We start from the raw sequence: 26,455 nt of genomic DNA on the forward strand, positions 1-26,455 counted from the left end.
TTTCTTTAATGCACAACGCGAACAGCAGGACCGCCCGGCACCGCCTCGCACACGCGACCGATAACGGCGGCGATGCAATCCTCGGCATGTAAACGACGCGCAAGCTCATCCACATCCGCCGCGGGCGCCGCGATAAGCAGGCCACCAGACGTCTGCGGATCGTACAGCGCGTCGAGCATGCCCGGCTCCAGGTCCTCGTCGGCGGTCACACGCGGGCCAAAGAAGTCCTGGTTGCGGTAGGAGCCCGCGGGGATAATGCCCAGACGTGCCATGTCGAGCACCTGGTCAAAGAGCGGCACCGCCCCCGACACAAGCTCAATCTGCACACCTGAGCCCTCGGCCATCTCGCACGCGTGCCCGATCAGGCCAAAGCCCGTGACATCGGTGCAGCCGTGAAGCTCAAGTCCCTCGGCCAGACGAATCGGCGCCTCGTTGAGGGTGCGCATCGAGTCAAACATGGCTGCGGCCTCGTCCTGCTCGATGAGCTCGCCCTTAATGGCCGTGGTGATGATGCCAGAGCCGATCGCCTTGGTCAGCAACAGGACATCGCCAGCGCGCGCGCCGCTGTTGGCGAGCATGCGGTCGAGCGCGACAAAGCCGCTCACGGACAGGCCGTACTTGGGCTCGTCGTCGTTGATGGTGTGACCGCCCGCGATGGAGCAGCCCGCCTCGACGCACTTGTCGGCGCCGCCCGCCAGAATCTGGCCGGCAACCTCAACACCCAGGCAACTGGGTATGCAGAGCAGGTTCATGGCATGGCTCGGCCGCCCGCCCATGGCGTAGATGTCCGACAGCGAGTTGGCCGCGGCGATCTGGCCAAACAGGAACGGGTCGTCGACCATCGGCGGGAAGAAGTCGATGGACTGCACGAGCCCCAGGTTCTCCCCTACGCGGAAGACGCTCGCATCGTCGGAGGTATCGAACCCCACGAGCAGGTTGTCGTTATGCACATTGGGTAAGTCGCCCAGGACCTGGGCGAGGGCTCCAGGAGCCAACTTAGCGGCTCAACCGCTCGCGGCGGTCATCTGCGTGAGCTTCATGATATCGTCAGCCATCGATTCCTCCTCTCATAGGTCAATCAGTTCCTCCCAGTATACGCATGAATGCGAGCCCAAGGCGGATGCATTAATTGAGCGCCTGTGCGCGAATCGCCGCGCCGATCGCTCCGGCAAAGCGAGCCTGGGGCGAGGTGGTCACCGGCGACCCCAGTAGCTCGCCCAACCGCTCCACCACGAAGGCGTTCTCGCACAGGCCACCGGTCAGGTAGTACGGGGCGCCCGCGGCCTGTCCGGCCATGGTCGCCACGCGCGAGACCACGCTGTCGATCACGCCACGCGCAATGTTCTCGCGCGGCTCACCGCGACCGATCAGGCTGATAACCTCGCTTTCGGCAAACACCGTGCACATGCTGGAAATCTTGGTAGGCTCGCCGGTGCGGGCGAGGTCTGCCATCTGCTGCTGGGTAATGCCCAAGCGGTCGGCCATGATCTCCAGAAAACGCCCCGTGCCGGCGGCGCACTTGTCGTTCATGGCGAACTTGGCCACGCGACCGCCCTTGAGCTGGATGACCTTGGTATCCTGGCCGCCCACGTCGATCACCGTGCCCTGCTCGCCAAACAGGCGGACCGCACCGGCACCATGGCAGGTGATCTCGGTCACCACCTTGTTGGCATAGGGCACCGCGACACGGCCGTAGCCAGTCGCGACCACGCGAACATCGTCGCCCGTCACGTCATAGCCGGCTGCGGCAAGTTCACCGCGTAGGCGCTCGGCCGCATCGACCGACGAATACCCCGTCGGCATGACGCAGGTCAACGCAATGGCGCTGTCCGTCTCCACCACCGCAGCCTTCGCGGCCGTCGAGCCTATGTCGATACCAATGCCAACCACGGCATCCTCCTTCTATGCGGCAAAGCAGCTATCCCTTTGCCGCATTTGTCCTACAGGGTTTCGATGAAGGCGGCGATGCGCGTCTCGATCTGGCCCATGTCACCGTTGCTGTAGTCGGTCTCGATCTTCATATACGGAATACCCGCATCCTCGACAGCCTCCTGCATGCGCGCACTCTCCACGTTAAAGGTGTGGCAGGCCTGCAGCACGCTCTCTACCACGCCATCGACATGATACTTCTCGCACATGGCCAGCGTGTTTTCCATACGACCGTCGTTGGGCGTCATGACCGAGCAGTTGATATCCAGGTAGCGGTCGGCGATGGCGCGCAGGATATCGGGAGCCTCCGGGTCGATCATCATGGCCGCCGTGCGCTCGCCCGAGCAGTCGTCCATGCACACGACCACACCGCCGTTGGACTCGATAGTACGGCCTATCTTGTTGATCACGCCGCCCACCGGGCAGCCGGTGATCAGAATGCGCTTGGCATCTGCCGCAACCGGGCGCTCGCCCGCGTCATAGGCCTCGCGCAGCTTGCCAACCTTTTGCTCCAGCTGCTGCGTATAGGCCTCGATATCAAAGCTGAACGTACCGGCAAACATGGTGCTCATCAGGTCGACGCCGCTCATGGCCGCCGGCTGGTTAGCCTGCAGTGCAAACATCTCGAGCTGGGCCGCACGCAAGCGGTTGCGGCGACGGACGGCAGCGCGCAGGTCATCGTCGGTAATCGTGATGCCGTAGAAGCCCTCGAGCTCCTCCTTGAGCAAGCGGCACTCCTCGTACCAGCCTTCACGCTCGTAGGCACGATCGCGACCCTGCGGAAGATGCAGAATGTGCGTGCGCTTGAGCTCGTTGAGCAGCTCGTACATCTTCTTCTTGCCGTCGCAGGTGGTCTCGCCGATGATCATGTCGCTAAAGTACGTAAACGGGCACTTTTGCGAGTAGGCAAAACCGTAGGTCGACTTGATGAGCGGGCACAGGTTTGCCGGCAGCACCATCTCGGCCTCGGGAATCACCTCATCGGACGTACCGCACAGAGCCACGCTCGCAGCCCCCGCGGCATCGATAATCTCGAGCGGCGTATAGCTGCACAAAAAGCCGACCAGGCGATTACCCGCCTGCTTATAATCCTTGACGCGAATAAACGCCGCCTTGCGCTGCTCGTTGAACTCCTCAAACGTGGACGGCAACGGCTGCTCAATATATTCCGACATATAACTCCTTAACAAACCTTTTAACCAACCAAGGAAACGGCTTTCCCAGGTGCCCGAGGTTGCCGTGAAAGAGGAGCGCCACGTACTTCTGGTACGCAAGCGACGGTTTGAACGGCAAGATCGGGTGCCTGGGGAAGCCACCGGGACGGATAATCCTAAATGGTTTCCAAGAAAGCCTCGATCCTGGTTTGCAGTTGGCCTGCGTCCTCGCCGGCGTAGTCGGTCGTGATGTGCATAAACGGAATGCCGGCTTCCTCGGCGGCCTTCTCCACGGCAAACGACTCCATCTCGTAGAGCGTGCAGAACTGCAGGGCCACGTCGACAATGCCGTCGGCATGCAGGTCCTTGGCCATCTGGACAATGTCCTTCATACGCTGGTCGTTGGGCGTAAAGACAGCGCAGTTGATCTTAAAGTAGCGCTCGGCGATGGCGTCGAGCATCTCGTCGACCGTCTCGCCGGACTCGTCGACCAGGTCCTTGTAATAGCGCGAACCCGTGCAGGACTCCTCTCCTACCACAACGCCGCCGGCTTTCTCGATGAGGTTGAACAGCTTCCAGTTGGGCACGGCCATGGGCGTGCCGGTGTACAGGATGCGCTTGGTCCCCTTGGGCGCCACGCCCTCGCCGACCTCGACACGCTGCTCGCACTCAGCCGCCATATCGTTAATAGCTCCGGTCAGACGCGGCGTGTCGTCCATAAAGGCGGCCTGAACGGTCAGTAGGCTGTCGAGACCGCTGATGGGCGCAGGGTCGGCAGCGCGCGTGGCAGCGAGGCGCTGCAGGGCGCGGCGCTTCTCATTGACGGCGTGGATGGCGGCCTTCAGACGCTCTGGCGTAATCGTGACGCCGCACTCTTCCTCAATCGTGGCGGCGAGCTTTTTAACCTCGGCCTTCCAGGTCACGAGCGTCGACTCGTCGTGCACGTTGGGAATATCCATGACGTACATGTTCTTTTGCGTGGCAAAAAACTCGTAGGCCTTCTTCTTGCCATCGCAGGTGTTCTCGCCTACCACCAAGTCACTCGACTCGATGTAGGGGCAGACCTCACCCAGCTTAAAGCCGGCAAAGCTCTTGATAAGCGGACAAGTGTTGCGCGGCAAGTGCTCCTCAACCTTGTCCGTTGCCCAATCGGCACCCGAGCACAGACCAACGGGAATGCCGTCACAGGCAAGCACGATCTCCTCGGGCACGTACACGCAGAACGAGCCCACGATTTTGGTGGCCTCGCCGGCCTCCTTCTTGTCGAGCATCTCCTTAATACGGCCGCTATGGATGTTGGTGGCTACAAAGTCCAGGTAGGACGTTGACTTAGGGCGGTTGTTCTGTGACAGGAACATGTCCCCGTACATCTGGCCCACGGCACCCAGCAGCATATCGTGGTCGGCAAGATTCATGCCGAGGCTCTCCCACATCGGATGGAAATCAAATTCTTCAGCCATGACGGTTCCCCTCTCGAACCAAAAACGGATAACAACGGTATCGATGCACGACGGACGGCGATAGCCCGGCCGTGCTCAAACCCGGAATTTTAGGGAACCTGCTTTGCGGTCGATTATTTAGTTGTGCGTCGTCTCTCCCGGAGCCGTGAACATACCTGCTCATATGCGACTCCGAGCCATATATAGGGCACGCGCGGCAACGCGGCGAATGTATGTCGTCTGCGGCATGTGCGCACCCTCCTTTACAAGATAAGGTCAACTATATCAACGGTCATCGACCATGCGAACACCGTTGACATTCGTACGACAGTGTCGTGTGCCGTCGATTAATAAATAATTATCTTAATTGATAAGAATTTGTCATTCCTCATTCGACAAACGGCAAAACAAAGCCGCCGAGGCTTATATCCCCCGACGGCACTACCCGGCGCTATCGACAAACCAAATGGATCCTGCTGGCATCAAAATGCATGCGCAGCGTCTCGCCTGCTTGCGGCAGCTCATCGACAGGCATGCCCACTTTGTTGACCTTCCACTGCAGACGCGTGAGCGCATCGGCACGCGGCGCGTCCAGCAGCACCAGCCGCTCAAAGCGCGAATCGCTCACACGGGCCACGTGCAAATCATAGCTGTTGCGGCCCCGCTCGGCGCGATTGTCAACATGGAAGTAGCTCGCGCGAATGCCCAGGTACGCCACGTCGTCGGGCACCTCACGACCTACATTAAAGGTCATGCCCCAATCGAGGGCCTCGACCTCCTGGGGTCCGATCTTGCGCGCCCGGCTTGTGTTCTTGCAGCCCGTCAAGCGCAGCGCGGCCAAGGTTTGCGGCCGGCGGACTACATCTTCGACGGAGCCGATCTCCTCCACATGCCCGTTATGCATCACGCAGATGCGCTGGCACAGGCGACACGCTTCGTCGATGTCGTGGCTCACGTAGAGCACGGTGCGGTTGCACACATCGAACAGGTCGAGCATGTTCTGCTCGAGCGCGCTCTTAAGATAGGAATCGAGCGCACTCATGGGCTCGTCGAACATAAAAATGCCTGGATGCGCCGCCACCATGCGCGCAAGCGCCACGCGTTGTTGCTGGCCGCCCGAGAGTCGCGCGGGATAGCGGTCGGCAAAATCAGCCAGACCGAAAATGCCCAGATAGTGCTCTGCAAGCTTTTTGCGCGCGGCGGCGTCGCCCGCGTCCTTTACACCGGCGCATACGTTATCGGCCACCGTCATGTTGGGAAACAACTGATAGTTTTGGAACAGCAGGGCGCATTTGCGCTCCTGGGGCGACAGATTGATGCCCGCCACCGAGTCAAAGAAGGTTACGCCGTTGGCGACGATCTTGCCCTCGTCGGGCGTCTCCACGCCGGCAATACAGCGCAAGGTGCAGCTCTTGCCGCATCCGGAGGCGCCGAGCAGCGCCACGCACTCCTCGCCGGCCTCAAGCTGCATGTCGAGAACAAACCCGGGATAACGTTTCTTAATATCCAAAACGAACGACATAGCTTAACGACCTCCCTTTGCGACCGTGTCATCGCGCATGAGCTCGGCCAGCGCCTCGCGATCGATACGCAGCGCATCGCCGCCGACTGGGTCGAGCGAATCGGTCTGGTCGCCCAGCTGCTTGATCTGCTTGCGCTCCGCGCGGGACAGGCCGCGCTCGCGGTACTTTTGCGAATGCGCCGTGTACATATTGATGAACAGAATGACCAGGAAACTGAACACGATCACGACGGCGACCCAAAAGAGGGCCACCGACGTATTGCCGCCCATCCACTCAAAATAGATGGCGATGGGGATGGTCTGGGTAATGCCGGCGTAGTTGCCCGCAAAGAACAGGGTGCAGCCAAACTCGCCCATCGCGCGAGCGAAGGCGAGCACCGTGCCCGCCGCGATTGAGGGCCAGCCGAGCGGCATCATGAGCTTGGCAAAGATGCGACGTTCGGACCATCCCAAGGTTCGCGCGGCATCGAGCATCTGCGTGTCGAGGCTCTCGAAGGCTCCGAGCGCCGTGCGGTAGACCAGCGGAAACGACACAACGACGGCCGAAATGACCGCCGCGGGCCAGGTAAAGACGATCGAGATGCCGCGCTCGATGAGCCACTGGCCCACCCCGGTCGAGCGGCCAAACAGCATGAGGAGCAGAAAGCCGCAGACCGTGGGCGGCAGCACCATAGGAATCGTAAAGACCGAATCGAGCAGGCCCTTGATGCGACTCGAGGTACCCATAGTCTTCCACGCGGCGAACAGGCCCAGCGCAAAGGAGATCAGCAGGGCAAGGCCGCTCGTTTTAATGGACACCCAAAACGGGCGATAGTCGATGTCGCCCAAAAAGGAGGCCAGAGAGGCCAAGGGCCCCTGCTCATCCCGCAACACGACAGACGATGCTTCTACCATTTGAGCGCTATCAAGCCAACGCGCGCCGCCCTTGGCATCACCCGAGGCTGATGCAATCACCACATAGCGGTCCCCATCCGCACCGCGCTCGTCAAAGCCATAGGTATACCCGCCGGTATCAAACGTTGTTTCCGCCGTGACATACCAAGGAAGATCCACGTCCCCTAGCTGCGCACCTCCCATGGAGTTTGCGCTGTCGAGCTTACAGACGAGGGCCTTGAGACCCGATACGCACTCGTTGTCCTGCGGATCCAATCCATACTTCTCGACCGCCTTGGGCGATATCCACACCACAACGCGATCGGCAGCAGGCGCCACTACAAGGTCCACGTCCTCGTCAACGGGAAACCGGTAGCCCTCAGGCTGGCCCTCCATGGCACGAGTGGTCCCCTTGGCCAACCGCTCAAAACCCTCGATCCCATAGGAAAGCCCATGAGTGGTCGCAGCAACCTGGGCCCCGTCCTCAGCGTCCCCAGCAAGCGCAAATCCCGGCACCCAGCAAAGCGCGAAGGTCAAAGCACAGGCGACAAGCATGCGAAATCTATTAAGCACGAAAAGCTCCAAGCGAATACAAGGACGGAGTGAAACACAAAACGATGGAATTATCGCGCCAAGCCGCACTACGCGGAAAGCTCAAAGCCGTACTTAGCCCAAATCTTCTGGGCGGACTTGCTGGACAGGCAGAAGTCGATGAACGCCTTGGCCTCGTCGGCATGCTCGGAGATCTCGGCAACGGCACCCGGATACACGATGGGCTTATGCGAGTCCTCGGGGCACACGAAGGCCTCCTCGATGCCGTCATAGCGGAAGATATCAGAGCTGCAGACAAAACCTGCCACGCAGTCGCCCGTAGAGACGTAGGCCGCAGCGGTACCAACTTTGTCGGCCAGCGCTACCTTGTCGGCGATCTCGGGAGCATACTCGCCGTCGTCGCCCTCGGTACCGGTGTAGAGGCCCACAGAAGCCAGTGCCTGGTTGGCGTACTTGCCAGCGGGGACGGTCTTGGCGTCGCCAATGGCGATCTTGCCGTCCAGATTCGCGACGTCGGCGATGGCCTCGATCTTGGTGTCGGAACCCTCAGCACGAATGATCACAAGGTCGTTGACGAACATATCCTCACGTGTGCCGGCATCGACGAGCTCGGCGGCCTCGGCGTCATCCATGGTGCCCTTGGAAGCGGTGATAAGCACGTCGACCGTGGCGCCGGCACGCATCTGCTCAACGAGGTCGCCAGAAGCCTTAAACTGCGTGTCTGCAAATGTGGCGCCGAACTGCTCGGTGTAGAGCTCCTGGACCTTGGGCAGAGCCTTCTCGAGCGAGTTGGCGGCAAAGACCTGCAGCTCGACAGCTTTCTTGGAAGATGCCCTAGCAGAACCTGCATCGGAGCCAGTCGGCCCAGACGTCTTGTTGCCGGAGCAGCCGGCAAGGCCAAGGCCGGCAGCGGCGACAGCAGAAAGCGAGACGAATCCGCGGCGAGAAACCATATCGAACATATTCAACCCTTTCGGACCTTGTGCCCGGGTACCCGACCGCGGGCTTTATTCTGTAATTAGATTATACTTCGGTGCGAATAATGATTATGAGAAATTATTCTCTTCTGAGAATATAGTTTCAGGCATGCCTACAGAATGCCGTCCTCTTGGGCGCAAATAAAAAGCGGAGCAGCCGTTCAGGTCGCTCCGCCGCAGGTAAATCGCTTAGTTGGTATGTCCGCCGCCCGCTGTCATCTGAGCCGCATGCTCCAGCTGGTCCGCTATGGCCTCCCAGCTTTCGCGAGCGGCCTTCGTAGAACCGGGAAAGTTTACGACAAGTGTATGACCTCGTTGCATGCAAATAGCGCGCGAGAGCATGGCGCGGCGCGTCTTGGTCATCGAGTACGCACGGATCGCCTCGGCAATACCCGGCACCTCGCGATCGCAGACGGCACGCGTCGCCTCGGGCGTCACATCGCGCATCGAAAGCCCCGTGCCGCCGCAGGTGAGCACGACATTGGCGTGGCACTCATCGGCGGCTTCCACAATAGCATCACCGATCTCGCTGACGTCGTCGCGCACGACCACATGTGAGACGACCGTCCAGCCCTGCGCCTCGATAAGTTCCTCGAGTGCGGCTCCAGCCTCGTCCTGGGCTAGATCGCGCGTATCCGAGCACGTCACGATCGATATCTTCAGCTCCATAGCATTCCTCCTACAACACGGCGCCCTCGGGCAGGTCGACGCGAACAACGTCCACGACGTCGCCCGCCTTGAGCTCGCACGGACCTTCGTCAATACGCAACAGGCAGTTGGCCCGCTGCATCGTGCCGAGCAACGCCGAATTCTGCGTCTTGGCCTCGGTCACCAACAGCTCACCGGTCTCGGAGTCGCGCAAAACCGTGGCGCGATCGAAGAAGCGGCGATGCTGTCGCTTTTTCACGCCGTGCGTGAGCGTCGCCTGCTGCACGGGACGCGCCCCCTCGGCAAAACCGCGCATCTTGCGAATCGCCGGGCGCGCGAGCATCTCAAAGCCCACATACGCCGCCGCGGGATTGCCCGAAAGCCCCAGATACGGCTTGCCGCCGAGCAAGCCAAACGTGATGGCCTTGCCCGGACGCATCGAAATGCGGTCAAACAGCACCTCGCCCTCGCGCCGGACGAGCGCCGTCACGAAATCGTAATCGCCCGCCGAGGCGCCACCGCTCGTAATGACAAAATCGCACTCCTGCACGGCACGATGCACCAGCTCGGCAATCGCCTGCTCATCATCGGGCGCAATGCCGTAGAACACGGGCTCGGCTCCTGCATCGAGCGCCTCGGCCATCAACGCCGACGAGTTGGAATCGCGAATCTGACCGCGCGCCGGTACCTTACTCGGCGTGACCAGTTCCGTCCCCAGCGAGATAATGCCCACGCGCGGAGCGGCATGCACCTTCACGCTCGCATACCCGGCGCTCGCCAGCAAGCCGGCGCCCGCCGGTGCCACAACCTCGCCGACACGCATCACGATATCGCCGGCATGCGCCTCCTCGGCGGCAGAGCGAACGTTCTCCCCCACCTTGGCAGGCGCCGAGAACCTCACACGCGAGCCCTCGTTGCCGTCGCCATCGAGCACATCGACGATCTCGTACTTCACCACGGCATCGGCACCTTCGGGTACCGGCGCGCCCGTCATGATGCGGACCGTCTCACCCGCGCCGATTGCGCCCTCAAACACATGGCCCGCGGCCTCGTGTCCGATAACGTCGAGCGTCACCGGCGCCTCGCCAGATGCCTGCGCCAAGTCCGACGAGCGCACGGCATATCCGTCCATAGCGCTGTTGGAAAACGGCGAGATGTCGATATCGGCCACCGCGTCCTCGGCCAAGGGAAGACCGACGGCCTGCCACACGGGAATCTCGACAACTTCGGTGCGATTCACGTGCGACAAGACGATCGCCTGTGCGTCCTCCAACGGAATGAGTTTCTCAGCCATATGCACCTCTAGCATGCTGCGGCGCGCAACAAAAGCGCCGATTCTTTATGTTTATCTCAGTATAATCCCTCGCCGCCTGCTCAAGACCTGGCCCGCGGCCGCGAATACATCTGTCGGCCGCAAGCCGCGAAACAAAACCAAAACCAACCTGCCGGTTTGTCACGTATGGCACGTTCTATAATGCTCGTGTTGCAACCTAAAAGAGGAACGTATGGCTCATAACGACAAACCCGAAAGCGCAAACGAGGCGCAGGATCATTCCCAGTCGCTCGACGACGGCGGCTTTTTCTCCCTTAATGACGTCATCATGGCAGGCAGGCAACAGCTCACCCGCTCCGAGCATCTCTTGGCTGCCGACACGCGCCGCAACGCCCGCAACCTACTCGCGAGCGCCAAGTTGCTCGCGCTCGTCGTCATCGTCTCGCTCGCCATGGGCGTTGCCGCTTGGGCGTTTTTGGCCTCGCTGAATATCGCGACCGACTATCGCGAGCACCACGCGTGGGTCTACGCATTGCTTCCCGTTGTGGGCATTGCCACCGCATGGGTGTACAAAAACCACGGCCTTGCTGCCAAACGAGGCAACAACCTGGTCATCGACTCCGCTCTGGGCACACGCCTCATCCATATGCGCATGGCCGTCCTCACCTTCGTCTGCTCCACGCTCACGCACCTAACGGGTGGATCGGCCGGTCGCGAGGGAGCCGCGGTGCAGATTGGCGGCACCATCGCCAGCAACATCTCGAGCCTCGCCCACCTCAAAAAGCATGACCACCACGACCTCATGCTCGCCGGCATCTCGTCGGCCTTTGGCGCCGTATTCGGTTCGCCCCTTGCTGGAGCTTTCTTTGGCATGGAGATGTGCTTTATCGGCAAGATCGACTACACCGCGGGCATCTACTGCCTGGTCGCCTCGTTTACCGGCTACTTTACGTCGCTTGCCTTGGGAACCGAGTACGAGGCGAATGTCATCGCCAGCGTTCCCAACATGACACCACGGACGGTTGTCATCGTTGTTATCAGCGCCATTATCTTCGGCCTGACGGCACGCCTCTTTGCGTGGTCGGTTCGAACCGTCAAAAGCCTGTACAGTCGCTTTATCACCAATTACCTCGTCCGCGCACTCATAGGCGCACTCGTGGTTTTGGCCGCCTATGCCCTCCTCGACGCCTGGAACTACGCCGGCCTTTCCACGTGGCTTTCCGGCGCCGGATTTGCAGGCAACACCACCCTGGCGGACGCAGCCATCAAGTTGGTCGTCACAGCGCTTACCCTGGGCGCGGGCTTCCAAGGCGGCGAGGTCACGCCCCTGTTTGGCATCGGTGCGGCACTCGGTGGCTGGATCGGTTGCCTTACCGGGCTTGACCCCAGTTTTCTGGCGGCTCTCGGCATGCTCGGCGTGTTCTGCGCCGGCCTCAACGTGCCCATCACCACCTGCATGATGGCCATCGACCTGTTCCACGGCACGGCCGCCGGGTTCTTTGTCATCGTGGCCTTTATCAGCTACCTAACCGGCGGACACCGCGGCGTGTACCCCGCCCAGCGCATCATCTCACCCAAGCGCCGTTCGCTTATTGTGGATGAGGGCGGTACGGTAGCGGATGCTATCGAGCGCCACAACGACCTGATAGAGTAGACGTAAATATTCGCCGTGCAGCCACAATCGGGGGCAATTCGACCTGAGCGCGACCGCACCGTCACGTCATACGCCGGGAGTCACCCCATGCACGCAACTGATTTTGGTCGCACGCTCATCATCGCCAACCCAGCCGCCCAGTCGGGTGCGGCGCATGAAGTTGCCGAGCGCCTGCAGCGCTTTTTGGACATGACTGCACGCGCATCCCAGTTTGACCTGATGCTAACCGAGCGCATGGGACATGCCAAGGGACTTGCCGCACAGGCTCAGGGCTATCGCACCGTTATCGCCCTTGGCGGCGATGGCATGATCCACGAGGTCGTCAACGGGCTTATGACGCAAGAGGAGGACGCCCGCCCCGCTCTTGCCGTCCTGCCCGTGGGCTCCGGCAACGATTTTGCCCAGACGCTCGACATCGACGATTTCTCCGGCAAGGATTTTGGCGCGCTGCTCACCTGCGAGCTGCAGCGTCAGGACGTCGGGCGCATTCGCTCGTGGAGCCCTGCAAGCGGCAGCGGCGAGGCTACCGTTGAGTACTACGACCAGACGCTCTCGGTCGGCATCGATGCCGCTATTGGCCTGGGCACCACCGAGCTGCGCAAAAAGACCGGCTTGACAGGCGCGCCGCTCTACACCCTCTCGGGACTTGAGCAGTTTGGCCTACGCTATCGCAACTACCCCATGACAGTCAGCTTTGACGGGACGCCTGCCGAGCGCGTGAGGGCGATCATCATGGCGATTCAGCTGGGCCCTACCTATGGATCGGGTTATCGCATCTGTCCCGACGCCGACCCCTGTGACGGTATATTCGACGTCTGCTACGCCTGCGGCCCCGTCCCTCGCGCGGTAGCCCTACCTATGTTCCTTTCGGCCAAAGACGGCCACCACACCAAGCTGCCACCGGTTCGCATGCGCCGCTGTCGCCATGCTGAGCTTACCTTTGAGGAGCCCAACTACCCCATCCAGGCCGACGGCGAGCCCATTATCGCCTCGCGCATCGAGGTGGACATCCTACCCGGCGCCCTCCAAGTCTGGCACCCAACCCGCTAACCCCACCTAAGTTGCGGTGAAATAGGGACTGTTTATGCAGTTAAAGCCGCGAAACAGCCCCTATTTCACCGCAACTTATTGAGAAGATCATTCCTCCCCGCCCGGCTTGCGACGGTTAGCCTTTTTAATCGCATTGAAGTGCTTGTCGTTGAGCCTGCGCTGGCGCGATCGCTGGGGCACTTTGGTCTTGACGCGACGGCGCGGCGGACGGCCACGACGCTCAAGCTCTGCGCGCAGCTTACGCAGGCAGCTCGCGCGATTCTGAAACTGACTACGGCTCTCGCGCGCCGTCACAACAATCCCCGTGGGCCCATGCTTCATACGCACCGCCGAGTCCGTCGTGTTCACGCCCTGTCCGCCCGGACCTGTCGCGCGAAACACCTGAACCTCGCAGTCGCGTGCCAACCTCTCGACCGACATCTCGGCATAGCGCGCATACTCGCGCCATCCCATCTTGTTCTCATCCATATCAACACCTCCCCTCATACAAAACCTCCCCTCATACAAAAAATGTGACAAAGGGAAAGTCCCTTTGTCACATCGCATACCAATCGCTTGTGTTACGCGCTTAAGCGAAGGTGATCTCGCCGGTGTCGCAGTCCATATCGGCGATACGGGCCAGGCTCTCGACGCGGAAGCCGCGCTCGCGGAGCTTATCGCCACCGCCTTGGAAGCCCTTCTCCACCGCGATGCCAATGCCGGCAACCTCGGCACCCGCAGCCTCGCAGATCTTGATAAGGCCCTCGAGTGCGCAGCCGTTGGCCAGGAAGTCGTCGATAATCAGGACCTTGTCGCCCTCGGACAGGAAGCGCTTGCCGACGATGACCGGGTACTCCTTCTGCTTGGTAAAGGAGTAGATGGTCGTGGCATACTGCTCGCCGTCGAGGTTGATGGACTGTGCCTTCTTGGCAAAAACCACCGGCACGCCGCCAAAATGCTGAGCCGCGATGCAAGCCATACCAATGCCCGAAGCCTCAATCGTCAGGATCTTGTTGATCTCGACATCCTTGAACAGACGGGCCCACTCGGCGCCCATGTGGTCGAACAGCTCAACGTCGCACTGGTGGTTGAGGAAGGCATCAACCTTAAGGACGTTACCGGCCTTTACGATGCCGTCATGGCGAATACGATCCTCAAGCTCCTGCATGGCGCAACCCCTTCTCGCGGCAACGATACCGCGCGATTAATAAACGTTGTTCGATAGTCTACCACGGACCGACCCCCGCCCGCCCCACAAGCCGCATCGCACCACAAACGAGTCTTTTTGAGACGGCGCGAATCGTGGCAGACAGCCTCCCAACACGCTAATGGCGGGCGCGCATCCTCACAAAACGCACCATGGCGAACGCAAAGCCCACAGCGGCCACAGCCATCAACACATAGAACACCGAACGAAAACCAAACAGGAACACATCCGGACGGCCTGCAACAATACTGGTCACGGCCTCACCCATCGCCACGCTCATCTGCCCATACAGGATATGCGACGCCGCTGTAATGCCCACTGCCATACCCGCATAGCGCGCCAGACTACCCAGGCTGCCCGCAAAACCGAGCGCCTCGCGCGGGGCCGAACCCATGTACAGCGAGTTGTTGGGACTCTGGAAAATCGACGTGCCACACGACATAAACGCGACGCAACACACGATCACAGGGATAGAAGAGTGCTCGTCGAGCGTGCTTACCGCAAAGAGACCGCATACGTACACGCCTAGGCCGACCGCCGTAGGGCCCTCGCAGCCAACACGGTCCGAAACCGTACCCGAAAGCGGGCCGATAAAGGCATTCACCATCGGCAACGCCAAAAAGAGTAGTCCAGAGATGTCGGAACCAAAGCCGTGGGCGTCCTGAAAATAGAACGGCAGGATAAACTCTGATGCGCCAATACCAACGAACACGATGAGCATGCAGGCGAGGTTGATGGTGAAGGCCGAATTTGCAAAGCAGCGACGAGCAGCCTCGATCAGGGACATGGGGCGCTCGCCAGCCTCCGGCTTAACATGCGGCAGCGTATAGAGCCCCACGATAAACGAGATGACGCCAATGGGCAGGTTGATGAGGAAGATGCTCTCCCAGGGAAAGCTTGCCACCAGCATGCCGCCCAGCACGGGGCCACACATCATGCCGAGGGCCACGAAGGTCGCGAGAATACCCATGGCACGACCGCGCTCGCGCGCCGGAAACGACTCGGTGATGATACCCATGTTGTTAGCCATGGCCGCCGCGCAGCCGACGCCCTGCACAATGCGTGCCAGAATAAGAACTTCGAGCGAACTCGAAAGGCCGCAAAGCAGCGAGCCGGCCGTAAAAACGATGACGCCCAGCTGGAATACGCCCACCTTGCCGCGCACGTCGCCCAAGCGGCCAAACGGCAGCATAGCCACGCATGTCGCAAGCAGGTACACCGAGCTCACCAGCTGGATGCGGTCGAGGCCCACGCCCAGCTCCTTTTGCATCACGGGCAACGCCACGGTCACGACGGTCGAATCCAGACACGACATAAACGTCATGATGAGCACGGTAAACAGAATCGCCCATTTGTTCTTGCCATGGGTTTCGCCCTCAAGGGCAATGTGCTCGCGGCGCAGCTGCTCTGCGGTTTTCTCCATATCCATCCTTTCGAGTGGCGCAACGCAAAAACGGGGCCCCAATCGCCTACAAACAGTCGCGATTGGGGTCCCGCCTACGGAATCGGAACGAAAGGTCGCCGAAGCTTTCTGCCAGCATCGGCGCCTTATGCGAACGCTAGCCTAGCACTGCTCGAGTGCCTGCTCAAGGTCGGCAATCAGATCGGCCGTATCCTCGAGGCCGCACGACAGGCGCACCATGTCGGCGGAGATGCCACAGGCGATGAGCTCCTCATCGTTCATCTGGCGATGCGTGGCATTAGCGGGATGCAGGCAGCAAGTGCGGGCGTCGGCCACGTGCGTGGCGATCTGGGCGAGCTTGAGGCTCTTCATAAAGGTCTCGGCCGCCGCGCGACCACCGTTAAAGCCAAAGCTCACAACGCCGCAGGTACCGTTGGGCATGTACTTCTGAGCGATGTCATAGTACTTATCGCCCTCCAGGCCCGGATAGCTCACGAAGCGTACCTTGGGATGGCTCTGCAGGAACTTGGCAACGGCCAGGCCGTTCTCACAATGACGCGGCATGCGTACATGCAGGCTCTCGAGCGAGCTGTTCAGGAAGAAGGCCGCCTGCGGGTTCTGCATGGGGCCGAGGTCGCGCATGAGCTGCGCGGTGGCCTTGGTAATGAAGGCACCCTCGCGACCGAACTTCTCGGCATACGTCACGCCGTGGTAGCTCTCGTCGGGCGTGGTGAGACCCGGGAACTTATCCGCATGGGCCATCCAGTCAAACTGGCCGTGGTCAACGATCACGCCGCCCAGGTAGGCAGCATGTCCATCCATGTACTTGGTGGTGGAGTGCGTAACGATGTCGGCGCCCCACTCGAAGGGACGGCACATCACGGGCGTCGGGAAGGTGTTGTCGACCATCAGCGGCACGCCGTGGTCATGCGCGGCCTTGGCAAAGCGCTCAATATCGAGCACGGCAAGGGCGGGGTTTGCGATCGTCTCGCCAAAGACGAGCTTGGTATTGGGCTCAAAGGCTGCCTCGAGCTCCTCATCTGTGCAGTCGGGGGCGACGAACGTGCAGGTCACGCCCATGCGGCCCATGGTGTGGGCGAGCAGGTTATACGTACCGCCGTAAATGGCAGAGCTCGCGACCACATGATCGCCGGCACCGACCACGTTAAAGATCGCGAGGAAATTCGCAGCCATGCCCGAGCTCGTGAGCATCGCAGCGGTGCCGCCCTCCATCTCGCAGATCTTGGCGGCAACCAGATCGCACGTGGGGTTCTGCAAACGGCTGTAGAAGTAGCCCGACTCCTCTAGGTCAAACAGCTTGCCCATGTGCTCGGACGTGTCGTACTTCCACGTGGTGGACTGGTAGATGGGCACCTGGCGCGGCTCCGCATCGCCCGGATGATAGCCGCCCTGAACGCACGTGGTACCGATAGTCTGCTCGCACATATCCAACTCCCTTACTTGGGTTTTGTTTTATTCGGTTCACAATACCGCTACCCCGCACCCCTCTCAACCCATCCCGCCGATAGGTTATGGGACAAATTAATTGGGACAAATTAATCAGGTTTATTTGTCCCAAATCTTAAGAAAGTGTTCGATGGCGAAAAACAATGAGATATGCACTGCGGTCTCGATAAGCGAATGCGCCAGCAAGGGTACCATAGGCGGGTACACCGCAATCAAGGAGACACCGATGAAGCAGATTGATACCACTCAGCTCAACACTGCCACCTGCCAGGCTCAGGCTGCCGAATACCACGCCCGCGGCTTTAACTGCGCGCAGGCCGTCGCCTGCACGCTCGCGCCCGCCGTCGGGCTCGACCCCCAGGTCGCCTTTACCCTCACCGAGGGCTTTGGCGCCGGCATGGGCGGCATGACCGAAACTTGCGGTGCCATCTCGGGCGCCGTGGCCATCATGAGCTTTGTAATGAGCGATGGCATGGAAAACCCCAAGACCAAGGGCCAGACCTACAAACTGTCGCGCGAGATTGCCAAGCGCTTTGGCGAGAAGAACACGACGACCGTCTGCGGCACGCTCAAGGGCATCGGATCGGACAAGGGTCCGCTCCGCAGCTGTCCCGGTTGCATCGACGATGCCGTCGAAATCGCCTGTGATGTACTAAAGCAGCTCGCCGAGTAAACGGCAGCGACATAAAACGACGGTCGGTGTGCTTGGGATCCGTCCAAAAGCACGCCGACCGTCGCCGTTAGAACTCGGCAAATTCGGGAGTGCTGACCTCAATCTCCTCGCGCCCCGCCATAAGCTCGCGCATCTTAGCGCAAAACGACCCCTGCTCCCCCGCCTTAAACACCAAATGAAGTGTCACGGCATCCGCGTACTCGGTATCCGAAACCTTGGCACCGGAATCCTGGGCCAAGCGAAGCACCTGCTCATACTGCGGATAGGCCACATGCACGTCAACAGGCACGACACTCGTCATCTCGACGATCTGCCCGGCCTCCTGAGCCGCGGCCACCGCCGCTTGCGTCGCCGCAGTATAGGCGCGAACCAGGCCGCCCGGCCCCAACAGCGTGCCGCCAAAATAGCGCGTCACTACGCAGCAAACATTTTTGAGCTCCGCACCGCGCAACACCTCGAGCGTCGGCATACCGCTCGTGTGGCTCGGCTCACCATCATCGCTCTGGCGCTCGCGTCCATCGACCAAAATCCACGCGGAAACATTGTGTCGAGCGTCGTAATGACGCTTGCGAACCATCTCGATAAAGGCATTCGCCTCGTCCTCGGACTCAATATGGACCAGCTGGGCAATAAACCTGCTCTTGCGGTCCACAAACTCGCCCGAAGCCTCAATATTCGATTGCAGAGTAAAAAAGCTGTCCAACAAAGCCCCTCAACAACAAGCAAAGCAACAAACAGCCTCAATAATACGATAACCCTAGTAAAAAGAATGACAACGCCGATGATTCCGTCAACGAAAGCGAGAACCCGTCAGCGCGAGCAAGGTGCCTTGAAAGCCGAGGGCATTGACCTTATGGTCATGCCCGAAGGCTTGAAAGGCAGATTGCCGCGCTGACGGGTTCGCAGCGTCAACAAAAAAGCTGAGTGGGCCGATAAGCCGGGTTCTGTCGTGAACGGTCATTTATCTTGTCTGCACGTTACCATGCAGCTCCACGCACGCTACCCGAACGCGGACCGGGCCGGCCCATAGCGTTCCTATTCGCGCTTGCTCCGGATGGGGCTTGCCAAGCCGCCGTGTTGCCACGACGCTGGTGGTCTCTTACACCACCGTTTCAGCTTTTCCCTTTACGCCTTGCGGCGCAGGTGGGAGTCTTCTTTTCTGCGGCGCTTTCCGTCGGATCACTCCGCCCGGCCGTTAGCCGGCATCCCGCCCTCTGGAGCCCGGACTTTCCTCACGCGTACTGCAAGCAGCACATCGCGCGACCGTCTGGCCCACTCAGCAGTGCAAGAGTGTAACACACCGTTACCGCAGGCAATGGCACAACGCAAACGCTCGACACGATAAACCAAGAACCGCCATGCGTTACAATGATCCTGTCGATGGGCAACGTCGTCAGTCGAGACGCGACCGCGCTCCGCACCCCTCCGTCTACTCGGTGTGTTCCCGCCTCCTCCCCGAGGCGGGATGTCGGCTTTTTTCATGCACCGACAATCCAATAGCCTGTGGACAGCCCGGCAGCATTGCGCATCTCGGTGCCAAATGCAAAAAGGGACCCGTCCATTACGGACGGATCCCTTAAAACAAGTGATCGTCAAACCGATTTACTCGGCGTCGGTCTCCTCGTCCTTCTTCTCGGAAGGCAGCGGGGTAACCTCGATCTCGACGCCCAGAGTCTCAGCAGCAGACTTCATGGACAGGGAGATACGACGACGGTCGAGGTCGATCTCCATGACCTTGACCTGAACCTTGTCGCCAACGTGGGTGACCTGAGAAGGCTGGTCCACGTGCTTGTTGGCCATCTCGGAGATGTGCACCAGGCCCTCGATGCCCTCGCCCAGGTCGACGAAAGCGCCGAACGGGACAAGCTTGGTCACAGTGCCCTCGACGATAGCGCCGACGGGGTACTTCTTGACCAGTGCGCGCCACGGATCCTCGGTGGTCTGCTTGAGACCCAGGGAGATGCGCTCGCGGTTGAGATCGACGTCGAGAACCTCGACCTCGACCTCCTGGCCGACCTTGACAACCTCGGAAGGATGGTTGACGTGGTTCCAGGAAAGCTCGGAGATGTGGATGAGGCCGTCGATACCGCCGAGGTCGACGAAGGCGCCGAAGTCGACGATGGAGGAAACGGTGCCCTGGAGACGCATGCCAGGCTTGAGCTTGGACAGGATCTCGGAGCGCTCGGCCTTACGGGACTCCTCGAGCACGACGCGACGGGAGAGGACGACGTTGTTGCGGTTGCGGTCCATCTCGATGACGCGGGCCTCGATGCGGGTGCCCATGTAGGAGGTGAGGTCCTTGACGCGACGGAGGTCGACGAGGGAAGCGGGCAGGAAGCCACGCAGGCCGATGTCGAGGATGAGGCCGCCCTTGACAACCTCGATAACCTCGCCCTCGACGTTCTCGCCGGAGTTGAACTTCTCCTCGATGCGGTTCCAAGCACGCTCGTACTCGGCACGCTTCTTGGACAGGACCAGACGACCGTCCTTGTCCTCCTTCTGGAGAACCAGGGCCTCGATGGGATCACCGAGTGCAACGATGTCTGCAGGGTTAGCGTCCTTGCGGATGGACAGCTCGCGGACCGGGATAACGCCCTCGGACTTGAATCCGATGTCAACGAGCACCTCGTCATGCTCGATCTTAACGACAGTGCCGTTAACGAGATCGCCCTCATCAAAGTCGGTAATCGTACCGTCGATGAGGTTGTTCATCTCCTCCTCGTTGACATCGTCAAGAGAGAAAATGGACGAGTTCTGAATCTCACTCAAAGGTGGACCCCTTTCGAACTACGGGGCCCCGATTGCTAGGACCTACAGAAGGGTGCGACAAGCACACAACGTTTAGGAACACTCGGGAGCCGACAGATACTAATGTGACGCTTATGCAATCACGTTCGTATAGGTTACGGGGAAATCACTTCGATTTCAAGCGTGAACTGCGATTTTTTACCCGTATGGAGACTTTTTCGCAATCTTATGGACGGCTGTCTCCACAAGTTGACGATAAACAGTTAGATATACGGCTTTGGGGTAAAGTATCCCAGACATACGATTCTGGAACGATTTTTCGAGAAAGGCGCCCGCGTGCTCAAAGCAGTCGTTTTCGATATGGACGAGACGCTTCTTAGCATCAACCTCAACGCATTCATCCTTCGCTATTTTAAGGATGTATCGTCGATGCTCGCGAACATCGGACGTCGCAGCCGCGGCGGTACGATGGCGCGCCTGGGCACTATCCTAGTCGATCTCAACGCCAATCGCCGCAGCGGTGCGGACAATCGCACCAATCTTGAGTTTTACCAGACCGAGGTCGAGCGCAGGTGTGGCATATGCCTCTCCGACCCCCTCATCTACGAGGCGTTTACCTACTACGACCGTGAGATTCTTCCGTACAAGAATGACGACGTCATCAACGCCCATGCCATGCCGGGCGCACACGCCGCACTCCAGGCCGTACAGGACGCAGGGCTGCGCTGTGCACTCTTCACCAACCCCAGCTTTCCCCAGGGGGCTATTGAGTGCCGTATGGGCTGGGGCGACCTGGCCGACGCCCCCTTTGAGCTCGTGACGCACATGGGAAATGCCACCCGCTGCAAGCCCGATGCCACCTATTACCTCGAGCAGTTGCAGGCAATGGGGCTCGAGCCGCACGAGGTCCTTATGGTAGGCAACGACCCCAAGCGCGACTTCCCCAGTCCCGCCTGCGGTATCCAAACTGCCTATGTTGGCCAGGGAAAGCCGGGACTCGCCACCTGGCGCGGAACCATGGAAGACTTCGCCCGCGACTTTAACGCCGTAGTCGAAGCCTTCTACGAGCACCAAGTAGCCGACGAACTAAGCTAGTCCCCAAATCAGGAATGGGGCGCACGTTTGCCTCACGCTTCGTTACGTGGGCAACGGCTTGAGGGCAAGATGCGATGCCCCAGTGTCCTAGGCCGTGATCATTTTGACGCGTTCGCCGATTTTGGCGTCGCGCTTGTCGGAAATAACAGTAAAGCCCTCCAGGTCGCACACCTTTACATTTGAAAACACGTGGAACTTGGAGCTATCGGCGAGCACGTAACTCGCCTGGGAATTCTGCATCACGATACGTTTTTTGATAGCCTCGGGATAACCTGGCGTCATGATGCCGCGGTCCTCGTCCACCGCGTTGACACCTATAAACGCCCGGTCAAAGTACAGCTCGCGCAGCGCGCTCTCAACCATAGGACCGGTGAGCGAGCAGGTAACGGGGTTGAAGTCGCCGCCAATTACCACCACCTTAGCAGCAAGCTCGCCCGTAAACCAACATGCATAGCCGTTGGTGGTGTAGATAGTCACCGGCTTGTCGACGAGCAGGCTCAGGAGCGCCATCGCGGTGGTACCGGAGTCGACATAGACCGTCTCACCGTCCTCGACCTCCGCCGCCGCACAACGCGCGATCAGGTCCTTCTCGCTGCTCCGCTGCGCACCCTTCTCAAAAACGCTCGCCTCGTGAGCCGCGGAATGCAACTTAACCGCGCCGCCGGTCAGATACTCGATGCTCCCCCGCTTCTCAAGTTCTTTGAGGTCACGGCGAAGCGTAGACATCGACACATCGGGCATAAAGGCCGCGAGCTCGTCGATCTTGAGCAGATCGACCTCCTTAAGCTTATTGAGAATCAGTTCATGCGCTCATACGGAATCATCGGCGTTCCGTCCTTTTCATCTGTTTTCAAAGTTTACTCCAATCATGTCAATCAAAAGCAAAAAAGGGCCGCTGCGATATAAACAGCGACCCTTTATTAGATGGAAGTCGGTCTTAGCCTTGGACACATGGTGTGGGGCCTCAAAGCAAGACTAGGCGAGCTGATCGTCCTTACCGGTGAAGATGTAGCCGAGCACGCCGACGACAACAGCCGAGATAACCATACCGATCATGGCGAAGGCGAAGTTCATCGGATCGGAGGAGACGAAGGCCGGGAACGTGGTGACGGAGCCAAAGACAAAGGCAGTGGTGACAACCTTGAAAACGCCGAGGAACGCGCCACCGCAGGCACCGCCGATAATCTGAGCCAGGAAGAGCTTCTTATTCTTGAGGAGCATGCCAAAGAGCGTGGGCTCGATGATGGCAGAGAGGCAGATGGTCACGGCGCCGGTCATAGCAAAGCTCTTGAGCTTCTGGTCGCGGGCCTTGAGGAAGACGCCGAGGGCGCAGCCGATAACGGCAAAGTTGCAGGCAAAGGTGGCCGGGCAAATGTAGTCGAAGCCGTTGGAAGCGATGTTGTTGATCATGATAGGGTTGACGGCCCAGTGAATACCCATCGAGACGAGCACGGACCAGCCGCCGCCCACCAGGATGCCAGCAAGTACGTTGGAGCGGGCGATGAGCCAGTTGACCACGAAGGCAATGCCCTCGCCGGCATAGACGCCCAAGGGACCAATCACGAGCATAGTGGCGGGAACCATGATGATCAGCGAGACCGCGGGGAGCACGACGAGCCTGAGAGTCTCGGGCACATGCTCATCCAGGAACTTATAGAGGAACGAGTAAACCCAGATGGCGATGATGGCCGGGATAACGGTGGAGTTGTAGCTCATGAGCACCACGGGGATGCCGAAGAACTCGCTCATGGCGCCGTTGCCCGCATCGCCCATCAAGCCGATAAAATCGGGATAGAGCAAACAGGCGCAGATCAGAGCCGACAGGTACGGGCTCGCACCGAAGCGTTTGCCCGAGGAGAAGCCTAGAAGCACCGGCAGGAAGTAGAACACGCTCATCGAGAGGGTGTAGAGGATGGTGTAGGTACCCGTGCCCTCGGTGATAAGGCCAAGCTGAACCGCAAGGATTAGCAGGCCACGGAGGATACCGGAGCCGGCCATGGCGGGCAGCAGCGGAGCAAAGACGCCCGAGATAGCAGAGAAGATCCTGGAGACGATACCCTCATCGGAGGAGGTGCTCGTGGAGACCTCGGCGCCCGAGCCCTTGACGAGCGGCTCGAACTTCTCATAGAGCTTGGGCACCTCGGTGCCGATCAGCACTTGATACTGGCCGGCCGAGTTGACGGTGTTGACCACGCCGTCGACCTCCTTGACGGCCGCGTCGTCACACTTGGAATCGTCGCGTAGGTTCAGGCGAAGACGAGTGGCGCAGTGCGTCATGCCCGAGATGTTCTCGGGGCCGCCCACGGCGGCAAGAATGCCCTTGGCAGTAGCTTCCCAATCGCGTTTCATATAATGATTACCCCCCATCGTGCAGAAGGGCTCGCGCACGAGCGCGGCCGCTGCAAGCGCATCGTTTGCATCGATCACGGACTGAATCTTTTCCTGGCCCACGCTTTCCAGGGCGTCATTCATAAGCTTCATCATAACGAGGTTATGAGCGCACTCCCCTTCCGCATCCTCGATAATCGGGAACGTATCGAAGTAGACGGCGCGGTCAAAGGCGTACTTCTTGAGATAGAAGAGCATTTCGAGCATCTTGACAGGCGTAGCCATGCCAATCATGAGTCCGTCGTCCATCACGCCGTAACCATCGTTGAGGTGAATGCCGTAGAGCTTGCCGGCACGGCCGAAGATATCGGTAGCCATCGCGGGGTTCTCGTGCTTCATGAGCATGTGACAGTAATCGAGCGTGACACCCAGATTCTCGCGGTCCGCCGCGTTGAGGATCATGCCGGTGAGGCCCATCGTATCGATATAGGCGTAGCTGCGCTCCTCATAGGGCTTGTACTCGATGAAGATATGCAGGTCGGGCGCATAGTCGCAGACCGCCTGGAACGCCTTAACGAGGTTGTCAAACACGTGGGTGTAGTCGATCTGGAAGCTGTAGTCGAAGCCATCGTGGCCGAGCCAGATCGTCACGGTATCGCCGCCGCAGGTGCGACAGTAATCGCAGGCCTCATAGCAGAGCTTAAGCGCCTCTCCAGCGAGCGCGGGATCCTGGTTGCCCAGGTCCCCATTGATAAAATCGCTGCGAAAGCGAAGAGCCGTGCCGTTGAGCTTAAGGTCGTGTGCGTCGAGCTTGGCCTTCATCTCCTCGGCGGGGATGCCCACCACGTGCTCAGGGTAATTAAGGTCCACATGGGTGAGGCCGACAAGGGCCACATCCACCATCGCCTGATCCAGGAGGGCTACGACCAGCGCCAGGCGGTCCTGCTCATCTACGCATGGTGTCTACTGCTCTCCCTCGGCGCCATGGTGATCAACCAGGTCCCCGTGGGAGCCCGCGTGGTGATCTTCCTCTTGCTGTTCGCGTGCTCGGCGCTATTCGCCGCGCGCCTGCACCTGTTTGAGCCAGTACTGCGTCACCACTACAATCCCAAGACTCAGCGAGATGAGACCGTCACGCCCGAAGACCCCGCTTTCGCCGCCGAGGAGCGCGCGGCGCACGTGGCCCATGAGGAGCGGCTCGAGCATATCGAGGGGCTCCTTCCCAAGAAGGGAAACGACCCTGCGGGACGACAAGGCGAAAACCATCGTTGATTCCGGCAAGAGACGCCGTTTCTCTGGTAGCTTCATCTTCAACCAAGACCGACAATGCCGGCCGGGCACTCAACCCAAAAGGAGACAGCATGCCCAACGAGCTCAGCTATGAGGTCAGCCTCGAGCGCAGCAACCAGATCCGCGCCGACCTGCCGCAGCACCCCGAGAAGTACACCATGCTCACCGGCGACCGCCCCACCGGCCGCCTGCACCTCGGCCACTACTTCGGCACGCTCAAGAGCCGTGTCGAGCTGCAGGACATGGCCGTGCACACCAACGTGCTCATCGCCGACTACCAGGTCATCACTGACCGCGACACGACCGAGCACATCCAGGACAACGTGTACAACATGGTCATGGACTACCTTGCCTGCGGCATCGACCCCGACAAGACCATGATCTACGCGCACTCCGCCGTGCCCGCCGCCAACCAGCTCATGCTGCCGTTCCTGTCGCTGGTGTCCGAGGCCGAGCTGGCTCGCAACCCCACGGTCAAGGCCGAGATGAAGGCCTCGGGCCATGAGCTCACCGGCCTTCTGCTCACCTACCCGGTGCACCAGGCCTGCGACATCCTGTTCTGCAAGGGCAACGTCGTGCCGTCGGCCGCGACCAGCTGCCGCACATCGAGCTCACCCGCACCATCGCCCGCCGCTTTAACAACCGCTACGGCAAGGTGTTCCCCGAGGTCGAAGCGCTGCTTTCCGAGACCCCGCTGCTGCCGGGCCTGGACGGTCGCAAGATGAGCAAGAGCTACGGCAACGCCATCAACATCTCGATGACCGCCGAGGAGACGGCCAAGCGCATCAAGAAGAGCCAGACCGACTCCGAGCGCATGATCACATTCGATCCCGAGAACCGCCCCGGCGTGTCCGGTCTGCTTTCGACGGCCGCCATCTGCACCGGTCGTTCCGAGGTCGAGATTGCCGAGGAGATCGGCATGGGCGGCTCCGGCCAGCTCAAGAAGTGCGTGACCGAGGCCGTCAACGAGCACTTCGCCCCCATCCGCGCGCGCCGCGAGGAGCTCGTGCAGGATATGGACTACGTCAAGGACGTCCTGCACGAGGGCAACCGCCGCGCTAACGAGGTCGCCGAGGCCACGCTCGCCGAGGTGCGCGAGGCCATGGGCATGGTGTACTAGCATGTACCGCCTTGTTGCAGGCGATATGGACGAGACCTTCCTCGACTCCAATCACGCCATCCCCGAGGCGAACAT

General features: G+C 60.2%; 21 protein-coding genes, 1 other RNA gene and 2 pseudogenes. 6 read left to right on the plus strand and 18 right to left on the minus strand.

Features of this window, described 5'->3' with window-relative positions; genetic code table 11:
* Positions 1–5 precede the first annotated feature (5 nt).
* The 9 genes from selD to ACRX4W_RS04295 form a co-directional block, all read right to left on the minus strand.
* Positions 6–1,055 (minus strand): selenide, water dikinase SelD, encoded by a 1,050-nt coding sequence (gene selD, locus ACRX4W_RS04255; protein WP_432299351.1) that lies wholly within the window; start codon positions 1,053–1,055, stop codon positions 6–8.
* 70 nt (positions 1,056–1,125) lie between these two features.
* Positions 1,126–1,890, minus strand: coding sequence for an acyl-CoA dehydratase activase (locus ACRX4W_RS04260; RefSeq protein ID WP_432299353.1), 765 nt, complete (start codon positions 1,888–1,890; stop codon positions 1,126–1,128).
* Between the two features lie 50 nt (positions 1,891–1,940).
* Positions 1,941–3,104, minus strand: coding sequence for a double-cubane-cluster-containing anaerobic reductase (locus ACRX4W_RS04265; RefSeq protein WP_432299355.1), 1,164 nt, complete (start codon positions 3,102–3,104; stop codon positions 1,941–1,943).
* Between the two features lie 155 nt (positions 3,105–3,259).
* Entirely contained in the window at positions 3,260–4,543 is a 1,284-nt protein-coding gene (locus ACRX4W_RS04270) for a double-cubane-cluster-containing anaerobic reductase (RefSeq protein ID WP_432299356.1), read from the minus strand.
* Positions 4,544–4,973: 430 nt separating this feature from the next.
* Positions 4,974–6,044 carry a sulfate/molybdate ABC transporter ATP-binding protein gene (locus tag ACRX4W_RS04275; protein ID WP_432299358.1) on the minus strand — a complete coding sequence of 357 codons (1,071 nt, stop codon included), beginning with the start codon at positions 6,042–6,044 and terminating at the stop codon, positions 4,974–4,976.
* Positions 6,045–6,047: 3 nt separating this feature from the next.
* Complete coding sequence (gene modB / locus ACRX4W_RS04280) at positions 6,048–7,490, minus strand: molybdate ABC transporter permease subunit (protein WP_432299360.1); 1,443 nt, start codon at positions 7,488–7,490, stop codon at positions 6,048–6,050.
* A gap of 68 nt (positions 7,491–7,558) precedes the next feature.
* On the minus strand, positions 7,559–8,431 hold the full coding sequence (modA, locus tag ACRX4W_RS04285; RefSeq protein WP_432299362.1) for a molybdate ABC transporter substrate-binding protein: 873 nt from the start codon (positions 8,429–8,431) through the stop codon (positions 7,559–7,561).
* 204 nt (positions 8,432–8,635) lie between these two features.
* The gene (locus ACRX4W_RS04290; RefSeq protein WP_195535375.1) at positions 8,636–9,115 is read right to left on the minus strand and encodes a MogA/MoaB family molybdenum cofactor biosynthesis protein; all 480 of its coding nucleotides are present in this window, start codon (positions 9,113–9,115) and stop codon (positions 8,636–8,638) included.
* A 10-nt stretch (positions 9,116–9,125) separates the two neighbouring features.
* The gene (locus tag ACRX4W_RS04295; protein ID WP_432299365.1) at positions 9,126–10,388 is read right to left on the minus strand and encodes a molybdopterin molybdotransferase MoeA; all 1,263 of its coding nucleotides are present in this window, start codon (positions 10,386–10,388) and stop codon (positions 9,126–9,128) included.
* A gap of 211 nt (positions 10,389–10,599) precedes the next feature.
* Here ACRX4W_RS04295 and ACRX4W_RS04300 point away from each other — a divergent pair, with 211 nt between their 5' ends.
* Together ACRX4W_RS04300 and ACRX4W_RS04305 are read left to right on the plus strand one after the other, a co-directional pair.
* Positions 10,600–12,021 carry a chloride channel protein gene (locus ACRX4W_RS04300; RefSeq protein ID WP_432299367.1) on the plus strand — a complete coding sequence of 474 codons (1,422 nt, stop codon included), beginning with the start codon at positions 10,600–10,602 and terminating at the stop codon, positions 12,019–12,021.
* An 87-nt stretch (positions 12,022–12,108) separates the two neighbouring features.
* Entirely contained in the window at positions 12,109–13,071 is a 963-nt protein-coding gene (locus ACRX4W_RS04305; protein ID WP_432299369.1) for a diacylglycerol/lipid kinase family protein, read from the plus strand.
* 87 nt (positions 13,072–13,158) lie between these two features.
* On the opposite strand, the pseudogene ACRX4W_RS04310 reads toward ACRX4W_RS04305, so the two are convergent.
* The 4 genes and pseudogenes from ACRX4W_RS04310 to ACRX4W_RS04325 all read right to left on the minus strand — a co-directional run.
* Positions 13,159–13,470, minus strand: a pseudogene (locus tag ACRX4W_RS04310) (peptide chain release factor-like protein); the annotation flags it as partial.
* Between the two features lie 169 nt (positions 13,471–13,639).
* Positions 13,640–14,218: a xanthine phosphoribosyltransferase gene (locus ACRX4W_RS04315; protein ID WP_117790618.1), complete on the minus strand. Its 579-nt coding sequence runs from the start codon at positions 14,216–14,218 to the stop codon at positions 13,640–13,642.
* Positions 14,219–14,375: 157 nt separating this feature from the next.
* Entirely contained in the window at positions 14,376–15,680 is a 1,305-nt protein-coding gene (locus ACRX4W_RS04320) for an MFS transporter (RefSeq protein WP_432299371.1), read from the minus strand.
* A gap of 141 nt (positions 15,681–15,821) precedes the next feature.
* The gene (locus ACRX4W_RS04325) at positions 15,822–17,105 is read right to left on the minus strand and encodes an O-acetylhomoserine aminocarboxypropyltransferase/cysteine synthase family protein (protein WP_195535369.1); all 1,284 of its coding nucleotides are present in this window, start codon (positions 17,103–17,105) and stop codon (positions 15,822–15,824) included.
* A 247-nt stretch (positions 17,106–17,352) separates the two neighbouring features.
* Between ACRX4W_RS04325 and ACRX4W_RS04330 the strand changes: the two genes are divergently transcribed.
* Complete coding sequence (locus tag ACRX4W_RS04330; RefSeq protein WP_118226798.1) at positions 17,353–17,799, plus strand: C-GCAxxG-C-C family protein; 447 nt, start codon at positions 17,353–17,355, stop codon at positions 17,797–17,799.
* Positions 17,800–17,866: 67 nt separating this feature from the next.
* On the opposite strand, the gene ACRX4W_RS04335 is transcribed toward ACRX4W_RS04330, so the two are convergent.
* The 3 genes from ACRX4W_RS04335 to rpsA form a co-directional block, all read right to left on the minus strand.
* Complete coding sequence (locus tag ACRX4W_RS04335; RefSeq protein ID WP_432299374.1) at positions 17,867–18,505, minus strand: YigZ family protein; 639 nt, start codon at positions 18,503–18,505, stop codon at positions 17,867–17,869.
* 211 nt (positions 18,506–18,716) lie between these two features.
* Positions 18,717–19,078: RNase P RNA component class A (gene rnpB / locus ACRX4W_RS04340), an RNA gene on the minus strand.
* A 323-nt stretch (positions 19,079–19,401) separates the two neighbouring features.
* Positions 19,402–20,568: a 30S ribosomal protein S1 gene (gene rpsA, locus ACRX4W_RS04345; RefSeq protein WP_432299375.1), complete on the minus strand. Its 1,167-nt coding sequence runs from the start codon at positions 20,566–20,568 to the stop codon at positions 19,402–19,404.
* Positions 20,569–20,883: 315 nt separating this feature from the next.
* Between rpsA and ACRX4W_RS04350 the strand changes: the two genes are divergently transcribed.
* A complete protein-coding gene (locus ACRX4W_RS04350) occupies positions 20,884–21,642 on the plus strand; it encodes an HAD family hydrolase (RefSeq protein WP_432299377.1) in 759 nt (252 codons plus the stop codon).
* Between the two features lie 87 nt (positions 21,643–21,729).
* Here ACRX4W_RS04350 and ACRX4W_RS04355 read toward each other — a convergent pair whose 3' ends face one another.
* Both ACRX4W_RS04355 and ACRX4W_RS04360 read right to left on the minus strand, forming a co-directional pair.
* Positions 21,730–22,443 (minus strand): DeoR/GlpR family DNA-binding transcription regulator, encoded by a 714-nt coding sequence (locus tag ACRX4W_RS04355; protein ID WP_369832477.1) that lies wholly within the window; start codon positions 22,441–22,443, stop codon positions 21,730–21,732.
* 174 nt (positions 22,444–22,617) lie between these two features.
* Positions 22,618–24,864 carry a PTS transporter subunit EIIC gene (locus ACRX4W_RS04360; protein ID WP_432299379.1) on the minus strand — a complete coding sequence of 749 codons (2,247 nt, stop codon included), beginning with the start codon at positions 24,862–24,864 and terminating at the stop codon, positions 22,618–22,620.
* On the opposite strand from ACRX4W_RS04360, the gene ACRX4W_RS04365 reads away from it, so the two are divergent.
* The gene (locus ACRX4W_RS04365) at positions 24,841–25,242 is read left to right on the plus strand and encodes a hypothetical protein (protein WP_241154580.1); all 402 of its coding nucleotides are present in this window, start codon (positions 24,841–24,843) and stop codon (positions 25,240–25,242) included. The genes ACRX4W_RS04360 and ACRX4W_RS04365 overlap by 24 nt on opposite strands.
* 89 nt (positions 25,243–25,331) lie before the next feature.
* Positions 25,332–26,380: pseudogene (gene trpS / locus ACRX4W_RS04370) on the plus strand (tryptophan--tRNA ligase).
* Positions 26,381–26,455: the final 75 nt, after the last annotated feature.

The sequence above is a fragment of the Collinsella aerofaciens genome (genome assembly GCF_964283865.1).
GTDB lineage: Bacteria > Actinomycetota > Coriobacteriia > Coriobacteriales > Coriobacteriaceae > Collinsella.

Bases quoted from the DNA above. Each gene is read 5' to 3' on its own strand.
- ACRX4W_RS04300 (WP_432299367.1), top strand. From the start codon at position 10,600: ATGGCTCATAACGACAAACCCGAAAGCGCAAACGAGGCGCAGGATCAT.
- modA (WP_432299362.1), bottom strand. From the start codon at position 8,431: ATGTTCGATATGGTTTCTCGCCGCGGATTCGTCTCGCTTTCTGCTGTC.
- ACRX4W_RS04330 (WP_118226798.1), top strand. From the start codon at position 17,353: ATGAAGCAGATTGATACCACTCAGCTCAACACTGCCACCTGCCAGGCT.
- ACRX4W_RS04265 (WP_432299355.1), bottom strand. From the start codon at position 3,104: ATGTCGGAATATATTGAGCAGCCGTTGCCGTCCACGTTTGAGGAGTTC.
- ACRX4W_RS04325 (WP_195535369.1), bottom strand. From the start codon at position 17,105: ATGTGCGAGCAGACTATCGGTACCACGTGCGTTCAGGGCGGCTATCAT.
- ACRX4W_RS04295 (WP_432299365.1), bottom strand. From the start codon at position 10,388: ATGGCTGAGAAACTCATTCCGTTGGAGGACGCACAGGCGATCGTCTTG.
- ACRX4W_RS04275 (WP_432299358.1), bottom strand. From the start codon at position 6,044: ATGTCGTTCGTTTTGGATATTAAGAAACGTTATCCCGGGTTTGTTCTC.
- ACRX4W_RS04315 (WP_117790618.1), bottom strand. From the start codon at position 14,218: ATGCAGGAGCTTGAGGATCGTATTCGCCATGACGGCATCGTAAAGGCC.
- ACRX4W_RS04290 (WP_195535375.1), bottom strand. From the start codon at position 9,115: ATGGAGCTGAAGATATCGATCGTGACGTGCTCGGATACGCGCGATCTA.
- ACRX4W_RS04270 (WP_432299356.1), bottom strand. From the start codon at position 4,543: ATGGCTGAAGAATTTGATTTCCATCCGATGTGGGAGAGCCTCGGCATG.
- ACRX4W_RS04365 (WP_241154580.1), top strand. From the start codon at position 24,841: ATGGGTGAGGCCGACAAGGGCCACATCCACCATCGCCTGATCCAGGAG.
- ACRX4W_RS04320 (WP_432299371.1), bottom strand. From the start codon at position 15,680: ATGGAGAAAACCGCAGAGCAGCTGCGCCGCGAGCACATTGCCCTTGAG.
- ACRX4W_RS04305 (WP_432299369.1), top strand. From the start codon at position 12,109: ATGCACGCAACTGATTTTGGTCGCACGCTCATCATCGCCAACCCAGCC.